A 20,990-nucleotide genomic window follows, 5' to 3' on the forward strand; every position below is an offset into this window, starting at 1 on the left:
TGCCCATGAAACTCGCAGTGGTGGGCGGCGGTTCCACCTACACCCCCGAGTTGATCGACGGCTTCGCGCGGCTGCGCGACACCCTGCCCGTCAGCGAGCTGGTGCTGATCGACCCCGCCACCGAGCGGCTGGAGCTGATCGGCGCACTGGCCCGGCGGATCTTCGCCAAGCAGGGGCATCCGGGGCGCATCACCACCACCGCCGATCTCGACGCGGGCGTCGACGGGGCCGACGCGGTCCTGGTCCAGCTGCGCATCGGCGGGCAGGCGGCCCGGCTGCAGGACGAGACCTGGCCCCTGGAGTGCGGCTGCGTCGGGCAGGAGACCACCGGTGCGGGCGGGCTCGCCAAGGCGCTGCGGACGGTACCGGTGGTGCTGGACATCGCCGAGCGCGTTCGGCGGGCCAACCCGGACGCCTGGATCATCGACTTCACCAACCCGGTCGGGATCGTCACCCGCGCCCTGCTGCGGGCCGGGCACAGGGCCGTCGGCCTGTGCAACGTCGCGATCGGCTTCCAGCGGAAGTTCGCGGCGCTGCTGGACCTGGCCCCGGCCGACATCCACCTCGACCACGTCGGGCTCAACCACCTCACCTGGGAGCTGGGGGTGCGCAAGGGCGGCCCCGACGGCGATGACCTGCTGCCCGGGCTGCTCGCCGAGCACGGCGCGGCCGTCGCCGAGGACCTGCGGATGCCGCGCGCGGTGCTGGACCGCCTGGGCGTCGTACCGTCGTACTACCTGCGGTACTTCTACGCGCACGACGCGGTGGTGCGCGAGCTGGGCACGAAGCCCTCGCGGGCCGCCGAGGTGAGCGCCATGGAGCGGGAGCTGCTCGGCCTGTACGCCGATCCCGCACTGGACGAGAAGCCGGAACTGCTGGCCAAGCGGGGCGGGGCCTTCTACTCGGAGGCGGCCGTGGACCTGGCGGCCGCCCTGCTGGGCGACGGAGGAAGCGCCGTGCAGGTCGTCAACACGCTCAACCGCGGCACCCTGCCGTTCCTCCCGGACGACGCGGTGATCGAGGTGCAGGCGCGGGTGGACCGGTCCGGAGCGGCGCCGCTGGCCGCACCGAGGCTGGATCCGCTGTACGCCGGACTGGTCGCGCAGGTCACGGCGTACGAGGACCTGGCGCTGGACGCGGCCGTACGGGGCGGTCGCGAGCGGGTCTTCAAGGCGCTGCTGGCGCACCCGCTGGTCGGCCAGTTCGACCTCGCCGAGGGGCTGACCGACCGGCTCCTGGCGCACAACAAGGAGCACCTGCCATGGGCGTGACCGGTGCCGCCCGGAGCGACCGGCCCTCCCGGCCCGCCGTCCTGGCCATCGACGCGGGCAACAGCAAGACGGACGCGGCGCTGATCGCCGCGGACGGCACGGTCCTCGGCACCGGGCGCGCGGGCGGCTTCCAGCCGCAGCGGACCGGCACCGGGGCGGCGCTCGACGTCCTGGGGAAGGCGGTCGCCGAGGCCGCCGAGGCGGCCTCGCTGCCCCGTCCGGCGCCCGGTGCGCCGTACGCCGACCAGGTCTCGGCATGTTTGGCCAATGCGGATCTGCCGGTGGAGGAACGGCAGCTCGCGGAAGCGATCGGCGCGCGGGGATGGGGCGCGGCCACGGAGGTGTTCAACGACACCTTCGCGATCTTGCGGGCCGGGCTGACCGGGGCCGGGCCGCCGTGCGGGGTCGCGGTGGTGTGCGGGGCCGGCATCAACTGCGTGGGGATGCGGCCCGACGGGCGCACGGCCCGCTTCCCGGCGCTCGGCCAGCTCTCCGGGGACTGGGGCGGTGGGGGCGGCCTGGCCGCGGAGGCCCTGTGGTGGGCGGCGCGGGCGGAGGACGGCCGCGGCGGGACGACGGAGCTGGCGGCGGCGCTGCCGGGGCACTTCGGGCTCGACTCGATGGCCGAACTGATCGAGGCGCTGCACCTGGGGGCCCTGGCGCAGCGGCGGACCCACGAGTTGGTGCCGGTGCTGTTCTCGGTGGCCGCTGCGGGCGATCGGGTGGCCTCGGCGCTCGTGGAGCGGCAGGCGGACGAGGTGGTGGCGCTGGCGTCGGTGGCGCTGGCCCGGCTGGACCTGCTGGACGAGGAGGCTCCGGTGCTGCTCGGCGGGGGCGTGCTCACGGCCGGTCACGAGCAGTTGGACGGGCGGATCGCGGCGGGGCTGGCGCGGCGGGCTCCGCACGCCCGGGTGTCGGTGGTCGCGGCCCCGCCGGTGCTGGGGGCGGGGCTGCTGGGGCTGGACGCGCTCGGGGCACTGCCCGGGGCCCAGGGAAAACTCCGTGCCCATTTCGGGTGAACCCGCCCCGGAAGGCTCCGGGTCTGGAACCGTGGCGGCCGTGGGGACGTATTCACGGTGAAGGGGTGGGGTCGGCGCGCACAGGGGGGTGGATCGCCCGAGATCCGCGACCGGGTGATGTGGTCGACCGTCACTACGGCCATACTGCTGCGGAGCAGAGGACCGAGGGGGAGGTCAGGTGGCCATCACATCACGCGCGCCCGCGCCCGGGGGCGCTGTCGCCGTGCCGCCCGCGGGTCCGCCGGCGGGGCCTGCTCCCCGGCGCGGTACGGCCTGGGCCGAAGGTGTCGAGCGGCTTCGCGCGGCGGCGACGACCGAGCCCGGCCGGCTGCGGATCATCGGTGCGGTCCTGGCCGCGCTGGTGCTGCTGTTCGGCGCGGTGACCGTGTGGGAGATCTCCGTGCGGGTCGGCGCCGCGGACGACGTGGTGGGCCGCAGCCAGCCGCTGAGCGCGGACGCGGCGAGCATCTACCGCTCGCTCGCGGATGCCGACACGGCCTCCTCCAGCGGCTTCCTGGCCGGCGGCGACGAGCCGCGCGAGGTGCGCCAGCGGTACGAGAAGGACATCTCCAACGCTTCGAAGCTGCTGGTGAACGCGGCCGCCAACACCGGGGCGGACGAGGACTCGCGCAAGCAGATCGCGCTGCTGAGCGAGCAGCTGCCCCGCTACACGGGCCTGATCGAGCAGGCGCGGGCCACGAACAAGCAGGGCCTGCCCCTGGGCGGCGCCTACCTGCGGTACGCCAACGAGCAGATGAGCACCCAGCTGCTGCCCGCCGCGCAGCGCCTGTACGAGGCGGAGACGGACCGGCTCTACACGGACTACGACGACGCCCGATCGCTGCCGCTGGCCTCGCTCGGCACGGGCCTGCTCGCGCTCGCCGCGCTGGCGTGGGCGCAGCGCCGCAATTACCGCCGGACGAACCGGGTCTTCAACCACGGTCTGGTGGCGGCGACGGCCGCCTCGCTGGTGGTGCTGATGTGGCTGCTCGTGGGGCACACGGTCGCCCGGTCGGAGCTGGCCGAGGCCAGATCGGACGGGCAGGAGTCGCTGAAGGTGCTCAACGACGCGCGCATCGCCTCGCTCCAGGCGCGCGCCAGCGAGAACCTGACGCTGATCGCCCGGGGCGCCGTACTGGCCGCCGACAACAAGTCCGACAAGTACGACGTGGACTTCACGAGTGAGATGAAGGAGCTGGACGCGGGGCTGGCGACGGCGCAGCGGCTCGCCGACGACAGCAGTGGGCGGGAGCCGGTCGCCCGCGCCGTGGAGGGGGTCAAGCAGTGGAAGCAGCGGCACGCGGCGGCCCGGGAGACCGACTTGCGCGGCGACTACCAGGACGCTTTGCCCCAGGTCATCGGGGACAAGGACCACAAGGACAGCAGCGGGGCCTCGTTCGACACGGTGGACGCGTCCCTGGAGCAGGCAGTGGCCCATGAGCAGAAGGAGTTCACCGGGGCGGCTCGGGGCGGGCTCGGTGCGCTGGGCGGTTTGGTAACGGGTTCGGCGGCCCTGGCGGTCGTCGGCGCCGCGGCGGCACTGCTCGGCATCGGCCGCCGGCTTTCGGAGTACAGGTGACAGCGATGCGGATACGCGTGAAGTCCCACGCCGAGGGCCACGACGGCGGAACCGGCCGGCCCGACGGGCGGGCCGGAGCGTCCTGGGTGCGCCGTTCGGCGGCGCGGCTGCGCGGCTGGGGTGGGGTCAGCGCGATGGCCGCCGCCTGCGCGGTGACGGCCGCGGCCGTCCTGCTGCCGCTGGCCCATGCGGCCCCGGAGACCGGCCACCCGGCCCTGGTCCGCGAACCCGCCTCGATGGCGGCCGCCCCGGCGCCCTGGACGCTCACCGACACCTGCCAGGACCCGGAGGCCAGCCTGAGCCCGTCCGCCGTGGACGGGCCTACCATCGAGCGGATCCGCAAGGCGGGCAAGCTCGTCGCGGGCGTGGACCAGAACAGCTTCAAGTGGGGTTACCGCAACCCGGTCGACGGCCGCCTCGACGGGTTCGACATCGCCCTGGTCAAAGCCATCGCCAAGGACATCCTGGGCGACGAGAACGCGGTCATCTACCGGGCCATCCCCACCAGCCAGCGCGTGCCCGCGCTCCAGGACGGCCGCGTCGACGTCGTCGTGCGCACCATGACGATCAACTGCAAGCGCCTGGAGGACGTGGCGTTCTCGACGGCGTACTTCGAAGCAGGGCAGCAGGTCCTGGCACCCAAGGGCTCACCGATCACCGGGTACGACGCCTCCCTGAAGGGCCGCCGGATCTGCACCGCCGCCGGCTCGACCGCGGAGGCGGCGCTCAAGGCCCAGCCGTACGGCTCGGTCCCGGTCAGCGTGCCCAACCAGCTCGACTGCCTGGTCCGGCTCCAGCTGGGCGAGGTGGACGGCATCATCACGGACAACGCGCTCGCGGCCGGCCAGGCCGCGCAGGACCCGTCGGTGCGCTTGGTCGGCTCCCCCTTCACCAAGGAGTTCTACGGGGTGGCCATGAAGAAGGACGCCTCCGACCTGGTGCGCCGGGTCAACAAGGTGCTGGAGAACTACCGCGCCGGTGGTGACAACAGCCCCTGGATGCAGGCCTACGTGACGCACCTCAAGCCCGTTCTGCCCGGGGTGGCCGGACCGCCCGCGCCGAAGTACCGGGACGGCTGAGGCCGGTGGTGGAAGTACCTCCCGCTCGTGGGGGAGAGTCGGAGCCCGATGTCAGGAATACGGAGGCGGGGTCTGTGGAGGCGCAGTCGGCAGTGATGGACCGGGACGACGTCGACCGCGCCCTGGCCCGGCTCGGCGCGGAGCACGAAGCCGTCGAGACCTCGCTGCTCGCCCTCCAGGACCATGCGGGGCGCCGGCTGCTGGAAGGGGCCGGGCTGACCGGCGTCACCAAGGAGCGCTGGGCGGCCGCCGATGCCGCCATCACCCGGCTGTGGACGTACTTCGACGCCTACAGCGGGGCGCTGGGCGCTGCCCGGGAGATCCGCGAGCGACGCCGCTGGCCCGGCCGCGAGGAGCTGATCGAGCTGACCGAGCGGCTGCGCGGGCCCGGCGTGCTGATCGCGGGTGCCGCGGCGGAGGGCGTGGCGCTGGCGGAGCGGCTCTCTCTGGCCGAGCTGGTGGCGCGGATGAACGAGCTGTACGCGAGCTCGCTGGACGTGGTGGTGGCCGCCGACTCGGTGTGGTCGGCGCTACCGGCCCGCATCGACCTGCTCGCCGCCGAACTGCACCGCACGCGTTCGCTGGCCCACTCCGTGGGGGTCCGCCCGGGTGAGCACCCCTCGGGCGACGACCTGGAGGCCATCACCGCCGAGCTGACCGGGCTGCGGGAGCAGGTGATCGCGGATCCCCTGGCGTTCTGGCAGCCGGTGTCCGGGAGTTCTGCGCCCGGCGGCGGCCGTCCGGACACCGCCCGCTACGACCGGGCCGCCGTCGCGCTGGAGGACGTACGCCGGGAGATCGAGGCGGTCCTGGCCGTGCGCCAGGATGCCGAGCAGCGGCTGATCGCCCTGCGGGACGTGCTCTCGCGGGCCGACCGGACCCTGGCGGAGGCGCGGACCGCGCGCGGCGAGGTGCTGGCGAAGATCGCGGCATCGGAGGTGCCTGTGGTGAGCGGTCCGCCGACGGCGCTCCAGGAGCAGCTGGCGGCGGCGGCCGAGTACCGGCGCCAGGCACAGTGGCACCGGCTCTCGCCGCTGCTGGACTCGTTGGAGGAACGGGCCGAGGAGGAACTGCGACGGGCCCGCGAATCGTTGACCGCGGTGACGGCGCCCTTGGCGGTACGGGCGGAACTGCGCGGGCGGCTGGACGCGTACAAGGCGAAGGTGGCCCGGCACGGCATGGCGGAGGATCCGCTCCTGATCGAGCGGTACGACGCGGCCCGGCGGATGCTGTGGAGCGCGCCCTGCGATCTGCGGGCCGCCGAGCAGGCCGTGCTGCGCTACCAACAGGCCGCGGCCGAGTCACTGGCACCGCCGCAGCCGCAGTACCGGCCCGAGGGGCCGGGGAAGGAGGACGCATGAGTCTGGTCGGAACAGCGTGCGTTCGCCCCGGCTGCCCGGGGTCGTACGAGGACATGGGCGACGGCGAGCTGTACTGCGACACCTGCGGTCTGGCTCCGGTCGGCTCCGTCGCCGCGGGCGCGGAGGAGCTGGTCTCACCGCCGACGGGAATGACGAGCGCGGCCCGGCACGGGGACTCGCACGGCTCCCGGGGCTCGGACCGATCGGGCCGGTCGGGGTCGACCTCGGCATCGGCTCGGTCCTCGCGGTCCTCGCGTTCGTCCTCCTCGCGGCGCTCGGTGTCGGGCCGGCTCTCGCGCTCCTTGTCGGGGGCCGCGTCCACCCGTTCGGTGTCGGTGCGCAGTTCGGGTTCGGCGGCGGGGCCCTCGGGGCGCAGCCGGCTGGGCGCCGGGCTGGTCAACGTCCCGGAGGTGCCGCGGCCGGATCCATCGGCGGCGGTGCTGGAGAACCCGGAGGTGCCGGAGCGCAAGAGGTTCTGCTCCCGCTCGGACTGCGGGGCTCCGGTGGGCCGGTCCCGTGGTGACCGGCCGGGCCGGACCGAGGGCTTCTGCACCAAGTGCGGGCACCCGTACTCCTTCGTGCCCAAGCTGCGCGCGGGGGAGGTCGTCCACGGCCAGTACGAGGTGGCGGGCTGCCTGGCCCACGGCGGCCTCGGCTGGGTGTACCTGGCGGTGGACCGGGCCGTCTCGGACCGGTGGGTGGTGCTCAAGGGCCTGCTGGACACCGGGGACCAGGACGCGATGGCCGCGGCGATCTCGGAGCGGCGCTTCCTCGCGGAGATCGAGCACTCCAACATCGTGCGCATCTACAACTTCGTGGAGCACCTGGACCAGCGGACGGGTTCGCTGGACGGGTACATCGTCATGGAGTACGTGGGCGGCAAGTCGCTGAAGGAGATAGCGAACGAGCGGCGCAGGCCCGACGGCCGGCGCGATCCGCTGCCGGTCGAGCAGGCCTGCGCGTACGGGATCGAGGCGCTGGAGGCGCTCGGGCACCTGCACAGCAGGAATCTGCTGTACTGCGACTTCAAGGTCGACAACGCGATCCAGCAGCAGGACCAGCTGAAGCTGATCGACATGGGCGCGGTGCGCCGGATGGACGACGAGGAGTCGGCCATCTACGGCACCGTGGGCTACCAGGCGCCCGAGGTGGCCGAACTCGGTCCCTCGGTCGCCTCCGACCTGTACACGGTGGCGCGGACGCTGGCCGTCCTGACCTTCGACTTCCAGGGCTACACGAACGTGTTCGTGGATTCGCTGCCGGATCCGGAGCACATCGAGGTGTTCGGGCGGTACGAGTCCTTCTACCGGCTGCTGGTCCGGGCGACCGATCCCGATCCGGACCGGCGGTTCTCGTCCGCGCAGGAGATGGCGGACCAGCTCACGGGCGTGCTGCGGGAGGTCGTCGCCCTGCAGACGGGCCGGCCGCGGCCACAGCTGTCCACGCTCTTCGGGCCGGAGGTCCGGGTTCCGGACACCCGGCTGTTCGCCGACGGGGCCGGGGCCGAGGTCTCCCGCCTGGGCGCTCGGGCCCTGCCGGGTCCCGCGGTCGGCGGCCTCCGGCTCGGCCGCAGGCCCGTTCCGTCGGCGGTCCCGCCCGCTCCGGCGGCCGCGGGGGCGGTGGTGCCCCCGCTTCCCGCCGGGCCTGCGGGGGCGGCGGCCCTGTCCGCGCCGCTGGGGACCACGGCCACGCACAAGGCCGGCGACCCCGCCGCGGGCGTCCCGGCCGGCCGCCGGGCCCCGGTGCCGGCTGCCCGGCAGGCCCCGCCGACGGCTGCGGCCGGGGCGAGCGCTGCGGCCGGGGCGGAACCCGGGCCGGCCGTACGGCCCACCGAACTGGCCGCGCTCGACGCCCGGGGCATGGCGCTGGCCCTGCCGGTGCCGCTGGTGGACTCGGGCGACCCCAACGCCGGCTTCCTGGCCGGACTGCTGGCCTCCGCCCCGGGTGACCTGCTGGGCGCCCTGCGCTCGGCGCCCGCCGACTCGGCCGAACTGCGGCTGCGCGAACTGCGGGCCCGGCTGGAGCTCGGTGAACTCGTCGCGGCCGGGGCCGCCCTGACCGACCTGGAAGGCCGACATCCGGACGACTGGCGGGTGGTGTGGGCCCGCGGGATCGCCTCGCTGGCCACCGGGGACGACGAGATAGCGGCCCTGTCGTTCGACGCCATCTACGACGCCTTCCCGGGCGAGCCCGCACCGAAGCTGGCGCTGGGCCTGTGCGCGGAGATCCTGGGGCAGTTGGACAACGCCGCCGAGTACTACCGGCTGGTCTGGATCACCGACCCGGGGTTCGTCAGCGCGGCGTTCGGGCTGGCCCGTGTCCAACTCGCCGCGGGCGACCGGCCCGGGGCGGTGCGCACGCTGGAGTCCGTGCCGGAGGCATCGATCCACTACACCGCCGCACGGGTGGCGGCGGTACGGGCACGCCTGCGCGACCGGTCTCCCGAGGAGCCCCTGCTGCCCGATCTCGCGGCGGCTGCCGCGCAGGTCGAGGCGCTGGAGCGGTTCGGCCTGGACGCGGTGCGCCACGAACGGCTGTCGACGGAGGTTCTGGGCTCGGCCCTGGACTGGGTACTGTCAGGTAGCCGGGGTTCCGACCCCGGCCGGACCTCGCTGCTCGGCAGTCAACTGGACGAGCGGGGCCTGCGCTTCGGCCTGGAGCGCTCGTACCGCGTACTCGCGCGGCTGGCGCAGCGGGGCGAGGACAGGATCGAACTGGTGGAGCGGGCAAACCGTTTCCGTCCCCGGACGTGGGTGTGAGTGATGTCGATGCATCGGCCGTCTGGCTGCCCCAGCTGCGCGGAGCCCTTTGAGGAGGGTGACCGTTTCTGCGGGGTCTGCGGCTCGCCCGTGTCCGCCGCTCCCCCTCCCGTGTCCCGGGACGACCCGACGCTCCCGATCCCGACGCTCCCGCCCGCCCCACCCTCCTCGGCGGGCCCGACGGGGGGATACGCCTTCGCGGAGCCCGCGCCCGGGTGGGGCAACGTCGCGGCCGGGGCGGCGCCCACGCTGGTCGGGGAAAGCGCCGAGTGGTCGCCGGCGGCAGATCCCGCCGCCCGGCCCGGCGGGGAGCCGGCGCCCCGGTCCGGTCCGGTGCCACCTCCCGCTGCCGCTGCCGCACGGCCCGTCGCACCACCGCCGCCGGTGGCCGCGCCCGCCGCCGGGGCCGCCCCCGTACCGCCGCAGGGCTCCTCGTACGGCGCGCCCGATCCGGCGGCCGGCGGCGAGATCCGCCACGACCGGCCCGACAGCACCCCCACCCCGCCCGAGGGGACCCCGTGGGGCGCACCGGAAGCCCCGTACAGCGGTGTCGGCCCCGGGCACGAGGACCCGTACGCCTCCACGAGCGCGCAGCCGACCGGCAGTGCGGACGGCGGGAAGACCTGCGTGGCCTGCCGGGCCGGGCGGGTCGACACCGACGGGTACTGCGAGCACTGCGGGCACGCCCAGCCCCGCGAGCGCGACCACCTGGAGGAGGAGCTCGGCAGCGTCGCCGCCGTCAGCGACCGGGGGCTGCGACACCACCGCAACGAGGACTCGTTCGCGGTGGCCGCCACGGCCCTGCCCGACGGCTCGGCCGCCACGGTGGCCATCGTCTGCGACGGCGTCTCCTCCGCCAGCCGTCCCGACGAGGCATCGGCCGCCGCGGCCGGCGCCGCCAACGAGGCCCTGCTCGAAGCCCTTCCGCGCGGCGCCCACCCCCAGGAGGCCATGCACGACGCGATCCTGGCCGCGGCCGCCGCCGTGAACACCCTGGCCCCGGACGTCCCGGGCGCGCAGAACGCCCCCGCCTGCACCCTGGTGGGAGCCGTCGTCAGCGGCGGCCTGCTGACCATCGGCTGGGTCGGCGACAGCCGCGCGTACTGGGTCCCGGACGACCGCGACGCGCTGCCGCGCCGTCTCACCGAGGACGACTCGTGGGCGGCGCAGATGGTCGCGGCCGGGCTGATGGGCGAGGCCGAGGCGTACGCCGACGTCCGCGCGCACGCCATCACGGGCTGGCTCGGGGCCGACGCGTACGAACTGGAGCCGCACACCGCCACGTTCAAGCCGGACCACGCGGGTGTGGTGGTCGTCTGCACCGACGGCCTGTGGAACTACGCGGAGTCCGCACAGGAGATGGCCCACGTGCTGCCCCCGGATGCCGCCGCCCGACCCCTGCACAGCGCACAGGTCCTGGTGGGTCATGCCCTCGACGGGGGCGGCCACGACAACGTCACGGTGGCCGTCGTCCCGTTCGCCGCGCCGTCGGGGCCGGAACAGCCGCAAGCGGAACCGAAAACGGAAGCGGAAGCACGCCCTCAGGCCTGATCCACCCGCACCCGCACCCAGTCCTTCTCCGAGGAGTCCAACCGATGGCGAACTTCGCCAAGCCGAGCGCCCCGCGCTTCAGCGTGGAGGTGTACCAGAACGAGTTCCTCCCCGAGGGCGGGCGGGACGTCCACGCCATCGTCACGGTCACGTCCACGGGTGGCGCCACCGCCACCCGTGCGGCGTCCGCCCACGGCTCGGCCGCCGTCGTGATCATGGTGGACTGCTCGGGGTCCATGGAGTACCCGCCGGACAAGATGCGCGGCGCCCGCGAGGCCACCGCCGCCGCGATCGACACCCTGCGCGACGGCACCGCGTTCGCCGTCATCGCCGGTACGCACGTGGCCAAGGAGGTCTATCCCGGCCAGGGCCGCCTCGCCGTCGCCGACCCGGCCACCCGCGCCCAGGCCAGGGAGGCCCTGCGCGGCCTGAGCTCCGGCGGCGGGACCGCCATCGGCACCTGGCTGCGCCTGGCCGACGGCCTGCTGCGCCAGTCCTCCGCCGCCATCCGGCACGGCATCCTGCTCACCGACGGCCGCAACGAGCACGAGGACCCGGCCGTGCTGCGCGCCACGCTCGACGCCTGCGCGGGCCGCTTCACTTGTGACGCGCGCGGAGTGGGGACGGACTGGGAGGTCAAGGAGGTCACCGGCATCGCGAGCGCCCTCCTCGGCTCGGCGGACATCGTCGCCGACCCGGCGCACCTCACCGAGGACTTCACGCTCATGATGGAGAACGTCATGGGCAAGGAGGTCGCGGACGTCGCGCTGCGCCTGTGGACCCCCGTCGGCGTGGAGATCCAGTACGTCAAACAGGTCGCGCCCACCGTCCAGGACCTCAGCGACCGCCGCACCGGGGCGGGCCCGCGCGCCGGCGACTACCCGACCGGGTCCTGGGGCGACGAGTCCCGCGAGTACCACGTGTGCGTCCGGGTCCCCGCCGCGTCCGTCGGGCAGGAGATGCTGGCCGCCCGGGCCACGCTCCTGCAGCCCGGCGCGCCGGGCGAGCCGCCGGCCACCCTCGCGCAGGGGCTGGTCCGGGCCGTGTGGACGGACGATCTGGCCGCCTCCACCGCCATCAATCCGCAGGTCGCCCACTACACGGGGCAGGCGGAGCTCGCGCAGGCTATCCAACAGGGGCTGGAAGCGCGCAAACTGGGCGATGTCGACGGCGCCACGGCCAAGCTCGGCCGTGCCGTGCAACTGGCCAGCGCCTCCGGAAACGCGGACACGGCCAAATTGCTCGCGAAGGTGGTGGATGTCGTCGATGCGGCGGCGGGTACTGTGCGGCTGAAGGCGAAGGTCGCGGATGCCGACGAGATGACCCTCGAAACGCGTTCGATCCAGACCGTCCGAGTGAAGAAGACCTGAGAGACCTGAGAAGACCTGACGCGATGACGCAGGCTGAAGGGGGAAGAGCCGCCATGCCGACCTGCCCGAACGGGCACCAGTCCGCCTCCGACGACTGGTGCGAGGTCTGCGGCCACCGCATGGCTGCCGCCGCGGGTGCGCCCGCGGCGCCTTCCTACGGCTACGGCTACCCTCCCACTACCGGTGAGCCGACCGCCCAGGCGGAGCTCTGCCCGCAGTGCCGGACCCCGCGCGAGGCCATGGCCCCGTTCTGCGAGGAGTGCCGGTACAACTTCCTGACGCGCTCGGCGACCTCGTACACCCCGCTCGGGACGGACGCGGGAGCCGTCAGCGGGAACGGCGCCGGGGCCACCCCGCCGCCTCCGCCTCCGGCGCCGCCCGCACCTCCGGTGCCCGCCCCGGCGCCGTTCTCACAGGACCACTTCGAGTACCAGGGCTCCCGGCCGTCCCGGGTCAACCGGCCGGCCGAGCCCCTGGAGCGCGAGGACGACTGGCTGTTGCCGCCGCCGGCCCACGAGCAGCCGCAGGTCCAGCCGCAGCCGCCGCAGGAGTACCGGCAGCCGCAGGAGTACCAGCTGTCGGAGTACCAGCAGCCGCACGAGTACCAGCAGCCTCAGCAGGCGCAGCAGCAGCACGTGCCCCAGCAGCCGTTCCCGCCCCAGAGCACCGGCGCCTGGAGCGCGACGATCGGCCCCGACCGCTCGTACTTCATGGCGATGATGCACCGCAGCGGCCCCGAGGCGGCCGCGCTCAACCTGCCCGCCTACTCCCCGGAGCAGCACCTTCCGCTCTCCGGCGGTCAGATCACGATCGGCCGTCGCCGCGCCTCCACGGGCGAGTCCCCGGACATCGACCTGTCGGTGCCCCCGGAGGACCCGGGCGTCTCCCACCAGCACGCGGTGCTCGTCCAGCAGCCCGACCTCAGCTGGGCGGTAGTGGACCAGAACTCCACCAACGGCACCACCATCAACGGCGGCGAGGAGTCGATCCAGCCCTACGTCCCGATCCCGCTCTCCGACGGCGACCGGGTCCACGTGGGCGCCTGGACCACGATCACCATCCGCCGGAGCTGATCCCGGGACGCTGCGCTACTCCCCCAGGGGCCATACGTACGGGCCCTGGGGGTCGTCGAGCCACGACCACTGCCCCTCCGCGCTGACCGTCACCCCGAACCGCTCGCGGCCCGGCCGGCCCTCGCCGCGCCACAGGTCCAGGGCCTCGCGCGGATGCAGCGCGCCGGCGGTCAGCACGAGCATGAACTGGAAGTGGTCGTTCTCCACCAGCTCGTACGGGAGTCCGTACGGCAGCCCGGGCGCGGCCGGTGCGGCCGTGGCCCCGCGCAGCGGGACGAAGTAGGCGGGGGTGTGCAGGAAGCGGCCCTCCGCGAAGTCGGCGTCCTGGACGCGCAGCGCGATCAGCCCGGTCGACAGCGGGGCCAGGATCCGCGCCCCCGGCCGGCACTGGCCGAGCCAGGCGTGCGGGACCAGCGGCAGCATGCACGTCACCAGGATCCGGTCGAACGGGGCCCGGGAGGGGCAGCCCCGCGCCCCGTCCCCGGTGACCACGGACGGCCGGTGGCCGAGCAGGGCCAGGTGCGCCCGCGCGGACTCGGTGATCTCCTCGTCCAGGTCGACGGTGGTGACGTGCTCGTCGCCGAGCCGGTGGCACAGCAGCGCGGCGGTGTAGCCGGTGCCGGCGCCGATCTCCAGCACGTCGTCCCCGTCGCGGACGTCGAGCGCCGCCAGCATCTTCGCCATCAGGGACGGCTGGCTGCTGGAGGAGAGCAGCTCGCCGTCGCGCAGCCGGGTGGCGAGCGGGGCGTCCGTGTAGACCCCGCGCAGCCAGCGGGCCCGGCGGGCCGGGTCCGGGTCCTCGCCCCAGAGCCGCTCGTGGCCGGCCCCGCGGCCGGTGAAGAAGTACGGGACGAAGACGTGCCGGGGCACCGCCGCGAAGGCCGCCCGCCAGGCGGGGTCCTCCAGCACCCCGGCTGCGGTCAGCTCCTGCACCTGCCCCGCGTGGGCGGCGTCGCGCAGGTCCCTCGTCTCGCCCTCCGCGGTGCGCGGGGGGCGGGTGGTACGCGTGGAGTGTCCGGAGTGTGCACCCATGGCTCCACTGTCCTGCTGCCGGGCTCCGGAGGCGAGCGGTGGTCCTGGCTGGTCCTAAGTCCCCGGTCCTCCGTCCGGGCGTCTGAGACGATGGTCGGGTGAATGAGATTCCGCGGGGCACGCTTCAGGAGCAGACGTTTTACGAGCAGGTGGGCGGCGAGGAGACGTTCCGCCGCCTGGTGCGGCGCTTCTACCAGGGGGTCGCGGAAGATCCGCTGCTGCGCCCGATGTATCCGGAGGAAGACCTCGGCCCCGCCGAGGAGCGTTTCGCCCTGTTCCTGATCCAGTACTGGGGCGGCCCGAACACGTACAGCGAGAACCGCGGGCACCCTCGCCTGCGGATGCGGCACGCCCCGTTCCAGGTGGACGCGGCGGCGCACGACGCGTGGCTGGGGCACATGCGCGTGGCGGTGGACGAGCTGGGCCTGGCGCCGGAGCACGAGGCGCAGCTGTGGCGGTACCTGACGTACGCCGCCGCCTCGATGATCAACACCGCGGGGTAGCGCGTACGCAGGTACGTACGCGGAACCCCTGGCGGAAGGTCGGGAGCCGCAGCTGCAGTCGCAGCTGCCGAGCCCGAAGGCCGGACGAGTGCTAGAGCGGCCGGACCTGGAGGGCGCCCAGGCCGCCGGTACCGCCGGGGCGGCGCATCGCGATCGAGCCGTACGGGGTGCGCAGCCGGAGCCAGCCGCCGGAGCCGAGCAGGGCCACCGGGTCGGGGGTTCCGGGGGCGGAGGGCGCGCCGGCGCCGCTCGCGACGGCCGACCGGATCGGACGCAGGAAGCCCAGGGACTGCGCGGCGTGCACGGCGCGCAGCGGGAGTTCGGTGTCGCCCAACGTCCGGGACCAGATCTCACGCCCGATGCGGTCCCGCTCGGACCGGGTCCGGTGCTGCGGGGGCAGGGCCTCGTCACGGGCCCGGAATTCGGCGACCGAGGCGCTGAGGGCGGCCCGTACCTGCTCGGGTCCGGGCAGCCCGGGCAGCTGCTGCCAGCCACCGCGGGGCGGGAGCACCCCGGTCCAGGGCGGGCCGGTGACCGGCCCGGGGACGACGGCGCTCGCGGCGGCCTCGTCCACGGATTCCAGCAGCTCGCCAGCGGACACGGTCACGTCCAGCGGCCCGGAGACGGGCACCGCGAGGCGCACCGTACGGATGGCCAGCACCTCGAAGGACGCCGGCCGTCCGAAGACGGCGACCGCGCCGCCGCCCGCCTGGAGGCGGACCGCGGCGGCACGGTCGTAGTGCACCAGCCGGCCCAGGAAGGCGGCGAGGTCCGCCGCCTCCCCGGAATCGGCGAAGCACAGCCGTTCGGTCATGCGGCGATGCGGCCTTCCGCGCGCGAGCCCACGGGCTCGTCGAGGTACTTCTCCAGGAAGTGCTTCTCCTCGGCCGTGATGCGGCGGGGCCGCCCCTCGGCGAGGTTGTACGGCACGACCACGGTCGAGGCCCGCACGTAGACCTTCTCCGGTGCGTCCTCGGTCGCCTCGTCCTTGACCTCGTAGCCGATGGTCAGCGACGCGGCACCTATCCGGGTCACCCAGGACTCGATCAGGACGGGCTCGTGACGGTGCACGAGGGGCAGCTTGTAGTCGATCTCGTGGCGGGCCACGACGGACCCGCCCGTGAAGGACTCACTGCCCTCCCCCGGCGCCAGCCGGAACATGAAGTCGATCCTCGCCTCCTCCAGGTAGCGGAGGAAGACCACGTTGTTGACGTGGCCGAAGGAATCCATGTCCGACCAGCGCAGCGGGCACCGGTAGTGATGTCTGGCCATGTTGCTCAGCCTCGGGTGAGCTTCTTGTACGTGGCGCGGTGCGGACGGGTGGCGTCCGGGCCGAGCCGCTCGATCTTGTTCTTCTCGTAGGACTCGAAGTTGCCCTCGAACCAGAACCACTTCGAGTCGCCCTCGTAGGCCAGGATGTGGGTGGCCACTCGGTCCAGGAACCAGCGGTCGTGGGAGACGACCACGGCCGCACCGGGGAACTCCAGCAGCGCGTTCTCCAGGGAGCCCAGGGTCTCGACGTCGAGGTCGTTGGTGGGCTCGTCGAGGAGCAGCAGGTTGCCGCCCTGCTTCAGGGTGAGCGCGAGGTTCAGGCGGTTGCGCTCACCGCCGGAGAGCACACCGGCCGGCTTCTGCTGGTCCGGACCCTTGAAGCCGAAGGCGCTGACGTACGCGCGGGACGGCATCTCGACGTTGCCGACGTTGATGTAGTCCAGCTCGTCCGACACGACCGCCCAGAGGGTCTTCTTGGGGTCGATGTTGGCGCGGCCCTGGTCGACGTACGAGATCTTGACGGTCTCGCCGACCTTGATCTCGCCGGAGTCCGGCTTCTCCAGGCCCTGGATCATCTTGAAGAGCGTGGTCTTGCCCGCGCCGTTCGGACCGATGATGCCGACGATGCCGTTGCGCGGCAGCGTGAAGGACAGGTCGTCGATGAGGACCTTGTCACCGAAGGCCTTCGAGAGGCTGTTGACCTCGACCACGATCGAGCCCAGACGCGGGCCCGGCGGGATCTGGATCTCCTCGAAGTCCAGCTTGCGCATCTTGTCGGCCTCGGCCGCCATCTCCTCGTAGCGGGCGAGACGGGCCTTGGACTTGGCCTGGCGGCCCTTGGCGTTGGAGCGGACCCACTCCAGCTCTTCCTTGAGGCGCTTGGCGCGCTTCTCGTCCTTCTTGCCCTCGACCTTGAGGCGCTCGGCCTTCTTCTCCAGGTAGGTGGAGTAGTTGCCCTCGTAGGGGTGCGCGCGGCCGCGGTCGAGTTCGAGGATCCACTCGGCGACGTTGTCGAGGAAGTAACGGTCGTGGGTGACCGCCACGACGGCGCCCTTGTACTGGGCGAGGTGCTGCTCCAGCCAGTTCACGGACTCGGCGTCGAGGTGGTTGGTGGGCTCGTCGAGGAGCAGCAGGTCGGGGGCCTCCAGCAGCAGCTTGCAGAGGGCCACGCGGCGCTTCTCACCACCGGAGAGGTTGGTGACCGGCCAGTCGCCGGGCGGGCAGCCCAGGGCGTCCATGGCCTGCTCCAGCTGGGCGTCGAGGTCCCACGCGTTGGCGTGGTCCAGGTCGTCCTGGAGCTTGCCCATCTCCACCATCAGCTCGTCGGTGTAGTTCGTCGCCATTTCCTCGGCGATCGCGTTGAACCGGTTGAGCTTGGTCTTGATCTCGCCGACGCCGTCCTCGACGTTCTCCAGGACGGTCTTGCTCTCGTCGAGCTTGGGCTCCTGCATGAGGATGCCGACGGAGTAGCCCGGGGACAGGTAGGCGTCACCGTTGGACGGCTGCTCCAGACCCGCCATGATCTTGAGGACGGTCGACTTGCCGGCGCCGTTCGGGCCGACCACGCCGATCTTCGCCCCCGGCAGGAAGTTCAGGAACACGTCGTCGAGGATCACCTTGTCGCCGTGCGCCTTGCGCGTCTTGCGCATGGTGTAGATGAACTCAGCCAAGAGAAACCGTCCGGCAGATCGATGGGTGGGCAGATACACCCCATCTTGCCAGTCGTCCACACCTACGGGCGAATGGGTTGCTCAGCGCAGGCGGAGGGCGCCCGGCGCCTGGTCCTCGATGATCTCCGTGAGGACGTCGAACAGGGTTGGGCCCCGGCCACCGCGCGCCAGCGCGAGCTCTTCGGCGACGCGCTCGCGGTTCGTCGGATGGCAGCGCGCCAGCACGCCCTCCAGGCGCCGGGCCGTCTCCGGGTGGCCGAGGGCCCGCCGGGAGGCCTCGTGATCGCGCCACTCGACCACGAAGCCACCCTCGTCGGGGGTCCCGAAGCCGCCCCGGAGACAGTCGATGAAGCTGTCCAGATTCCGGCCGAAGTAGCCTCCGGGGCCGTTGACGGCTTCACCCATCAGGGTCCAGAAGTCGTCCAGCGTGCCGATCCGGCTGCCGTCCAGTACGTAGGTCGTCGTCACGGTCAGGGAGCCTAGATCGTCTGCCGGCCGGTCAGCCGGGGCGGTAGACGGTCAGGGCGTCCGGGAGGGTGTCGAGGACGAGGGCGGCCGGGGCGCGGCCGTACTCGCCGTCGTACGCGAGCGGGGTGCCCGGCGGGATCTCCCCGATGCGCAGGCTGCGCAGGCGGGTGGCCGTGTGGACGGGGCTGCGGCTCAGCGGGCCCGTGAGGGCGGCGGCGAGCAGGCGGGGGCCGGGGCGGCCGCCGCCGTGGACGAGCCGGAGGTCGAGCAGGCCCTCTCCGAGGCTGTCGCGGCGGCGGGGGGTGGCGCCGGTGCCGTGGTAGGTGCCGTTTCCCGCGAAGAGCAGCCAGACGCTCCGGGGTCGGCCGGCCAGCCGGAGCCGTACGGGGCGTTCCGCGCGCAGGACCCGCCAGGCGGCCAGCAGCGCGGCGGGGCCGCCGCCGATCCGCGGCCCCCAGTGCAGGCGGTGCCGCAGCAGCTCGGGGTAGGCGCCGATGCTGAAGGTGTTCAGGAAGTAGCCGGAGCGGTCGTCCTCGGGACCGGGGCCGGGGGTGAAGCGGCCCACGCTGACCCGGACCGCACTGCCGTCGGCGAGCGCGCGGCAGGTGTCCTCGGCTCCGGCCAGGCCGAGGTCGAGCGCGAAGTGGTTGAGGGTACCGCCGGGGAAGACGGCCAGCGGCACACCGGCGCGCAGCGCGGCGGTGGCGGCCGCGTTGATCGTTCCGTCGCCGCCGCACACGCCGAGCACGGTGGAGCGGGCGGCCGCCGCCTCAAGTTCCGCGGGCAGCTCCGGGCCCGTGCACCGGACCACTTCGGCCTTGGGCAGCCGGGTGCGCAGTATGTCGAGGCCCGCGTCGGCTGCCGTGCCGGACCCGTCGTTGACGACCACGGTGAGCCCGGCCCCGTCCGGCAGTGCGGGCGCGTCGGTGGCCGGCCGCTCGGCGCCGGGCACGAGCCGCGCCTCCTCCACGCCGCGGGCGATGCGGCGTACGGCGTAGCCCGCGGCGACACCCAGCGCCGCTCCGGCGACCACGTCGGAGGGGTAGTGGACCCCCGTGTAGACGCGGGAGAACGCAACCGACGCGGCCACCGGGGCCAGTGCGGCACCCCAGCCGGGGGCGTGCAGCGCCAGCCCGGTGGTGAAGGCGAACGCGGAAGCCGAGTGGCCGGACGGGAAGGAGGTGGTCGTCGGCTGCGTCACGAGCCGCCGTACCTCGGGCACTCCCTCCAGCAGCGGCCGGGGCCTGCGTACGGACCACTTGCCCACGGTGTTGACGGTCGCCGAGGCCAGCGCCAGCGAGGCGGCTCCGCACAGCGCCGCCTTGCGGGCCCCGGCCGAGCCGAGGACCGCGATCGCCGCGGCGGCCCCTCCCCACAGCACCCCGTGGTTCGCGGCCCGCCCCAGCCTCGGTAGCACCCGGTCGGCCGCGGGCCAGTGCCTGCGGGCCACCTCGTCGAACAGCTTCCGGTCCCATCGTGCGGCGGCGCCCCGCCAGGTCAGCTCTTGATCAGCCATTTCCACCGCCTACCCGGACCTCCCGCCCCGGAATCAACACGCCCCGCCAACCAGCCCTGAGGAGGTGCCCGGGGACCCGAATGCCGGAGCACCCCATGCACGACGTGCCGCTGCCCGTGGGCCCGTTCCCCCAGGGCATGCGCCTGCCCGCTGCCCGGCCCGGTCCCGTTGGGCCCGGCCCCTCCTAGGCCTGGTCCTCTTCCTCGTCCAGTGGGCGCTTGCGGAGCAGGAGGACCACCAGACCGCCCAGCACCACCAGGCCCACGGCCAGCGAGGCGATGACCGGAGTGGCGGCCGAGCTGCCACTGGTGGCGAGCCGCTCCTCGTCCGGGCTGGACTCCGCGGAAGCCGCCGCCGCTGCCGCCGCCGCCGAGCCGGAGGCCTGGGGCACGGCTGGCGCTTCCCCGGTGGTTCCGGCCTCCGCCACGACGGGCTGCGGCCAGACCGCGCTCGCCCTCGCCGCCGACGCGGACTCGCTGGAGCCGGCCACGATCTGGGCCTGGGCCGGCACCTCGCTGGTGAAGACCCGCCCGACCGGCACCTTCGTGGAGCCCTGGACGGTGACCGACGCCGAGCCGTCCGGCGTGCCCGCGGGCACCTCGAAGTACAGCCGGCTGCCGTTGGCCGCGCTGGTGAGCGGTCGCCCCTCGGCGTCCACCACCCGCACCCCCAGGGCCACGGCCGCCGCGTCCGGGGTGACCGTCACGCTCTGCGCGCCCGTCCGTACTGTGACCGGCCCGAGGCGGGTACCCACGGGCCCCGACACGTTCCCGGGATCCAGCCCCAACGAGGCCGGCGGCTCCGGGAGCTTGCCCGCGGACCGCTGGAGGTAGCCGGCCAGCTTCTCCGCCGCAGGGTCGGCGGCCTCCACCTGCGCGCCGTCCGCCAGCCGCCAGATCGCGACCTGCGTCCCGGCCGCCGCGCTCTGCGCGGTCAGCGCCCCGGCACCGGCCGCCTTGGCCAGCCCGGCGAGGTCGTTCAGCTGCGGATAGGAGTGCTCAAGGACCCAGCGGATCCGGCCCGCCTCTCCGTTCCCGGCGAGCAGGCTGCCGCTCCAGCCGCTCTCGGTGTACCGGGCCTGCGGCTGGGCGTTGCCCGCCACGCCGACGCCGTAGGTCTGGAGCGTCCCGCCGCCGTCGACCCGCATCTCGTACAGCCCGGCCGGTATCTGGCGGACCGACCCGTCCTTGGCGTGCAGGACCGCCTGCCCGTACGTCTTGAGCCCGTCCAGCACGGCGCTCGCGCCCTCCGGTGTCCGGGGCGAGGGCGTCCCGGTGTCGGCGGCCGCCCGCGCGCCCGGGGCTGCGGCCAGGGCCGCGGCCAGCAGCGCAGCCGCCAATGGCCGCCGCCCGGGGGCCCGTACGGGCGCTGCCGCCGCAGCAGGCACGGCAGACTCGGCAGGCAGACCGGAGGTGCGGGCAGCAGCGAGCGAGGAGCGAACGGATCCGGGCACCGCATCAGGTACCG

At 73.9% G+C, this 20,990-nt stretch carries 17 protein-coding genes; 10 read left to right on the forward strand and 7 right to left on the reverse strand.

Translation table 11 applies throughout. The features are described from left to right. Positions 1–5 precede the first annotated feature (5 nt). The 9 genes from OG974_RS16510 (at position 6) to OG974_RS16550 (ending at position 13,062) form a co-directional block, all read left to right on the forward strand. Entirely contained in the window at positions 6–1,271 is a 1,266-nt protein-coding gene (locus OG974_RS16510) for a 6-phospho-beta-glucosidase (protein ID WP_327283472.1), read from the forward strand. Next, positions 1,262–2,290, forward strand: coding sequence for a BadF/BadG/BcrA/BcrD ATPase family protein (locus tag OG974_RS16515; RefSeq protein WP_327283473.1), 1,029 nt, complete (start codon positions 1,262–1,264; stop codon positions 2,288–2,290). Before OG974_RS16510 ends, OG974_RS16515 begins: the two co-directional genes overlap by 10 nt. A gap of 178 nt (positions 2,291–2,468) precedes the next feature. Beyond that, positions 2,469–3,869, forward strand: a complete 1,401-nt coding sequence (locus OG974_RS16520; protein ID WP_371643575.1) for a hypothetical protein — start codon at positions 2,469–2,471, stop codon at positions 3,867–3,869. A 5-nt stretch (positions 3,870–3,874) separates the two neighbouring features. After that, positions 3,875–4,948 (forward strand): glutamate ABC transporter substrate-binding protein, encoded by a 1,074-nt coding sequence (locus OG974_RS16525; protein WP_371643577.1) that lies wholly within the window; start codon positions 3,875–3,877, stop codon positions 4,946–4,948. Positions 4,949–5,043: 95 nt separating this feature from the next. Continuing rightward, complete coding sequence (locus OG974_RS16530; protein WP_327285647.1) at positions 5,044–6,309, forward strand: hypothetical protein; 1,266 nt, start codon at positions 5,044–5,046, stop codon at positions 6,307–6,309. Continuing rightward, on the forward strand, positions 6,306–9,068 hold the full coding sequence (locus OG974_RS16535) for a tetratricopeptide repeat protein (RefSeq protein WP_327283474.1): 2,763 nt from the start codon (positions 6,306–6,308) through the stop codon (positions 9,066–9,068). Before OG974_RS16530 ends, OG974_RS16535 begins: the two co-directional genes overlap by 4 nt. A 384-nt stretch (positions 9,069–9,452) precedes the next feature. Next, positions 9,453–10,619 (forward strand): protein phosphatase 2C domain-containing protein, encoded by a 1,167-nt coding sequence (locus tag OG974_RS16540; protein WP_371643580.1) that lies wholly within the window; start codon positions 9,453–9,455, stop codon positions 10,617–10,619. Between the two features lie 44 nt (positions 10,620–10,663). Then, a complete protein-coding gene (locus OG974_RS16545) occupies positions 10,664–11,989 on the forward strand; it encodes a VWA domain-containing protein (protein ID WP_327283476.1) in 1,326 nt (441 codons plus the stop codon). 53 nt (positions 11,990–12,042) lie between these two features. Then, the gene (locus tag OG974_RS16550) at positions 12,043–13,062 is read left to right on the forward strand and encodes an FHA domain-containing protein (RefSeq protein WP_371643582.1); all 1,020 of its coding nucleotides are present in this window, start codon (positions 12,043–12,045) and stop codon (positions 13,060–13,062) included. A 15-nt stretch (positions 13,063–13,077) separates the two neighbouring features. On the opposite strand, the gene OG974_RS16555 is transcribed toward OG974_RS16550, so the two are convergent. Then, complete coding sequence (locus OG974_RS16555; RefSeq protein ID WP_371643584.1) at positions 13,078–14,094, reverse strand: methyltransferase domain-containing protein; 1,017 nt, start codon at positions 14,092–14,094, stop codon at positions 13,078–13,080. A gap of 98 nt (positions 14,095–14,192) precedes the next feature. Between OG974_RS16555 and OG974_RS16560 the strand changes: the two genes are divergently transcribed. Further along, positions 14,193–14,597, forward strand: coding sequence for a globin (locus OG974_RS16560; protein WP_327283478.1), 405 nt, complete (start codon positions 14,193–14,195; stop codon positions 14,595–14,597). A 91-nt stretch (positions 14,598–14,688) separates the two neighbouring features. Here the strand turns inward: OG974_RS16560 and OG974_RS16565 are convergent, their stop codons facing one another. The 6 genes from OG974_RS16565 to OG974_RS16590 form a co-directional block, all read right to left on the reverse strand. Further along, positions 14,689–15,411 carry a hypothetical protein gene (locus OG974_RS16565; RefSeq protein WP_327283479.1) on the reverse strand — a complete coding sequence of 241 codons (723 nt, stop codon included), beginning with the start codon at positions 15,409–15,411 and terminating at the stop codon, positions 14,689–14,691. After that, positions 15,408–15,869, reverse strand: a complete 462-nt coding sequence (locus OG974_RS16570) for a thioesterase family protein (RefSeq protein WP_327283480.1) — start codon at positions 15,867–15,869, stop codon at positions 15,408–15,410. Before OG974_RS16570 ends, OG974_RS16565 begins: the two co-directional genes overlap by 4 nt. Positions 15,870–15,874: 5 nt before the next feature. Then, positions 15,875–17,539 carry an energy-dependent translational throttle protein EttA gene (ettA, locus tag OG974_RS16575; RefSeq protein WP_327283481.1) on the reverse strand — a complete coding sequence of 555 codons (1,665 nt, stop codon included), beginning with the start codon at positions 17,537–17,539 and terminating at the stop codon, positions 15,875–15,877. A gap of 81 nt (positions 17,540–17,620) precedes the next feature. After that, entirely contained in the window at positions 17,621–18,007 is a 387-nt protein-coding gene (locus tag OG974_RS16580) for a barstar family protein (RefSeq protein WP_327283482.1), read from the reverse strand. Between the two features lie 31 nt (positions 18,008–18,038). Continuing rightward, positions 18,039–19,523 (reverse strand): phosphatase PAP2 family protein, encoded by a 1,485-nt coding sequence (locus OG974_RS16585; protein WP_329313554.1) that lies wholly within the window; start codon positions 19,521–19,523, stop codon positions 18,039–18,041. 184 nt (positions 19,524–19,707) lie between these two features. Then, complete coding sequence (locus OG974_RS16590; RefSeq protein ID WP_328762791.1) at positions 19,708–20,976, reverse strand: thioester domain-containing protein; 1,269 nt, start codon at positions 20,974–20,976, stop codon at positions 19,708–19,710. Positions 20,977–20,990: the final 14 nt, after the last annotated feature.

This window comes from Streptomyces sp. NBC_00597 (assembly GCF_041431095.1).
GTDB lineage: Bacteria > Actinomycetota > Actinomycetes > Streptomycetales > Streptomycetaceae > Streptomyces.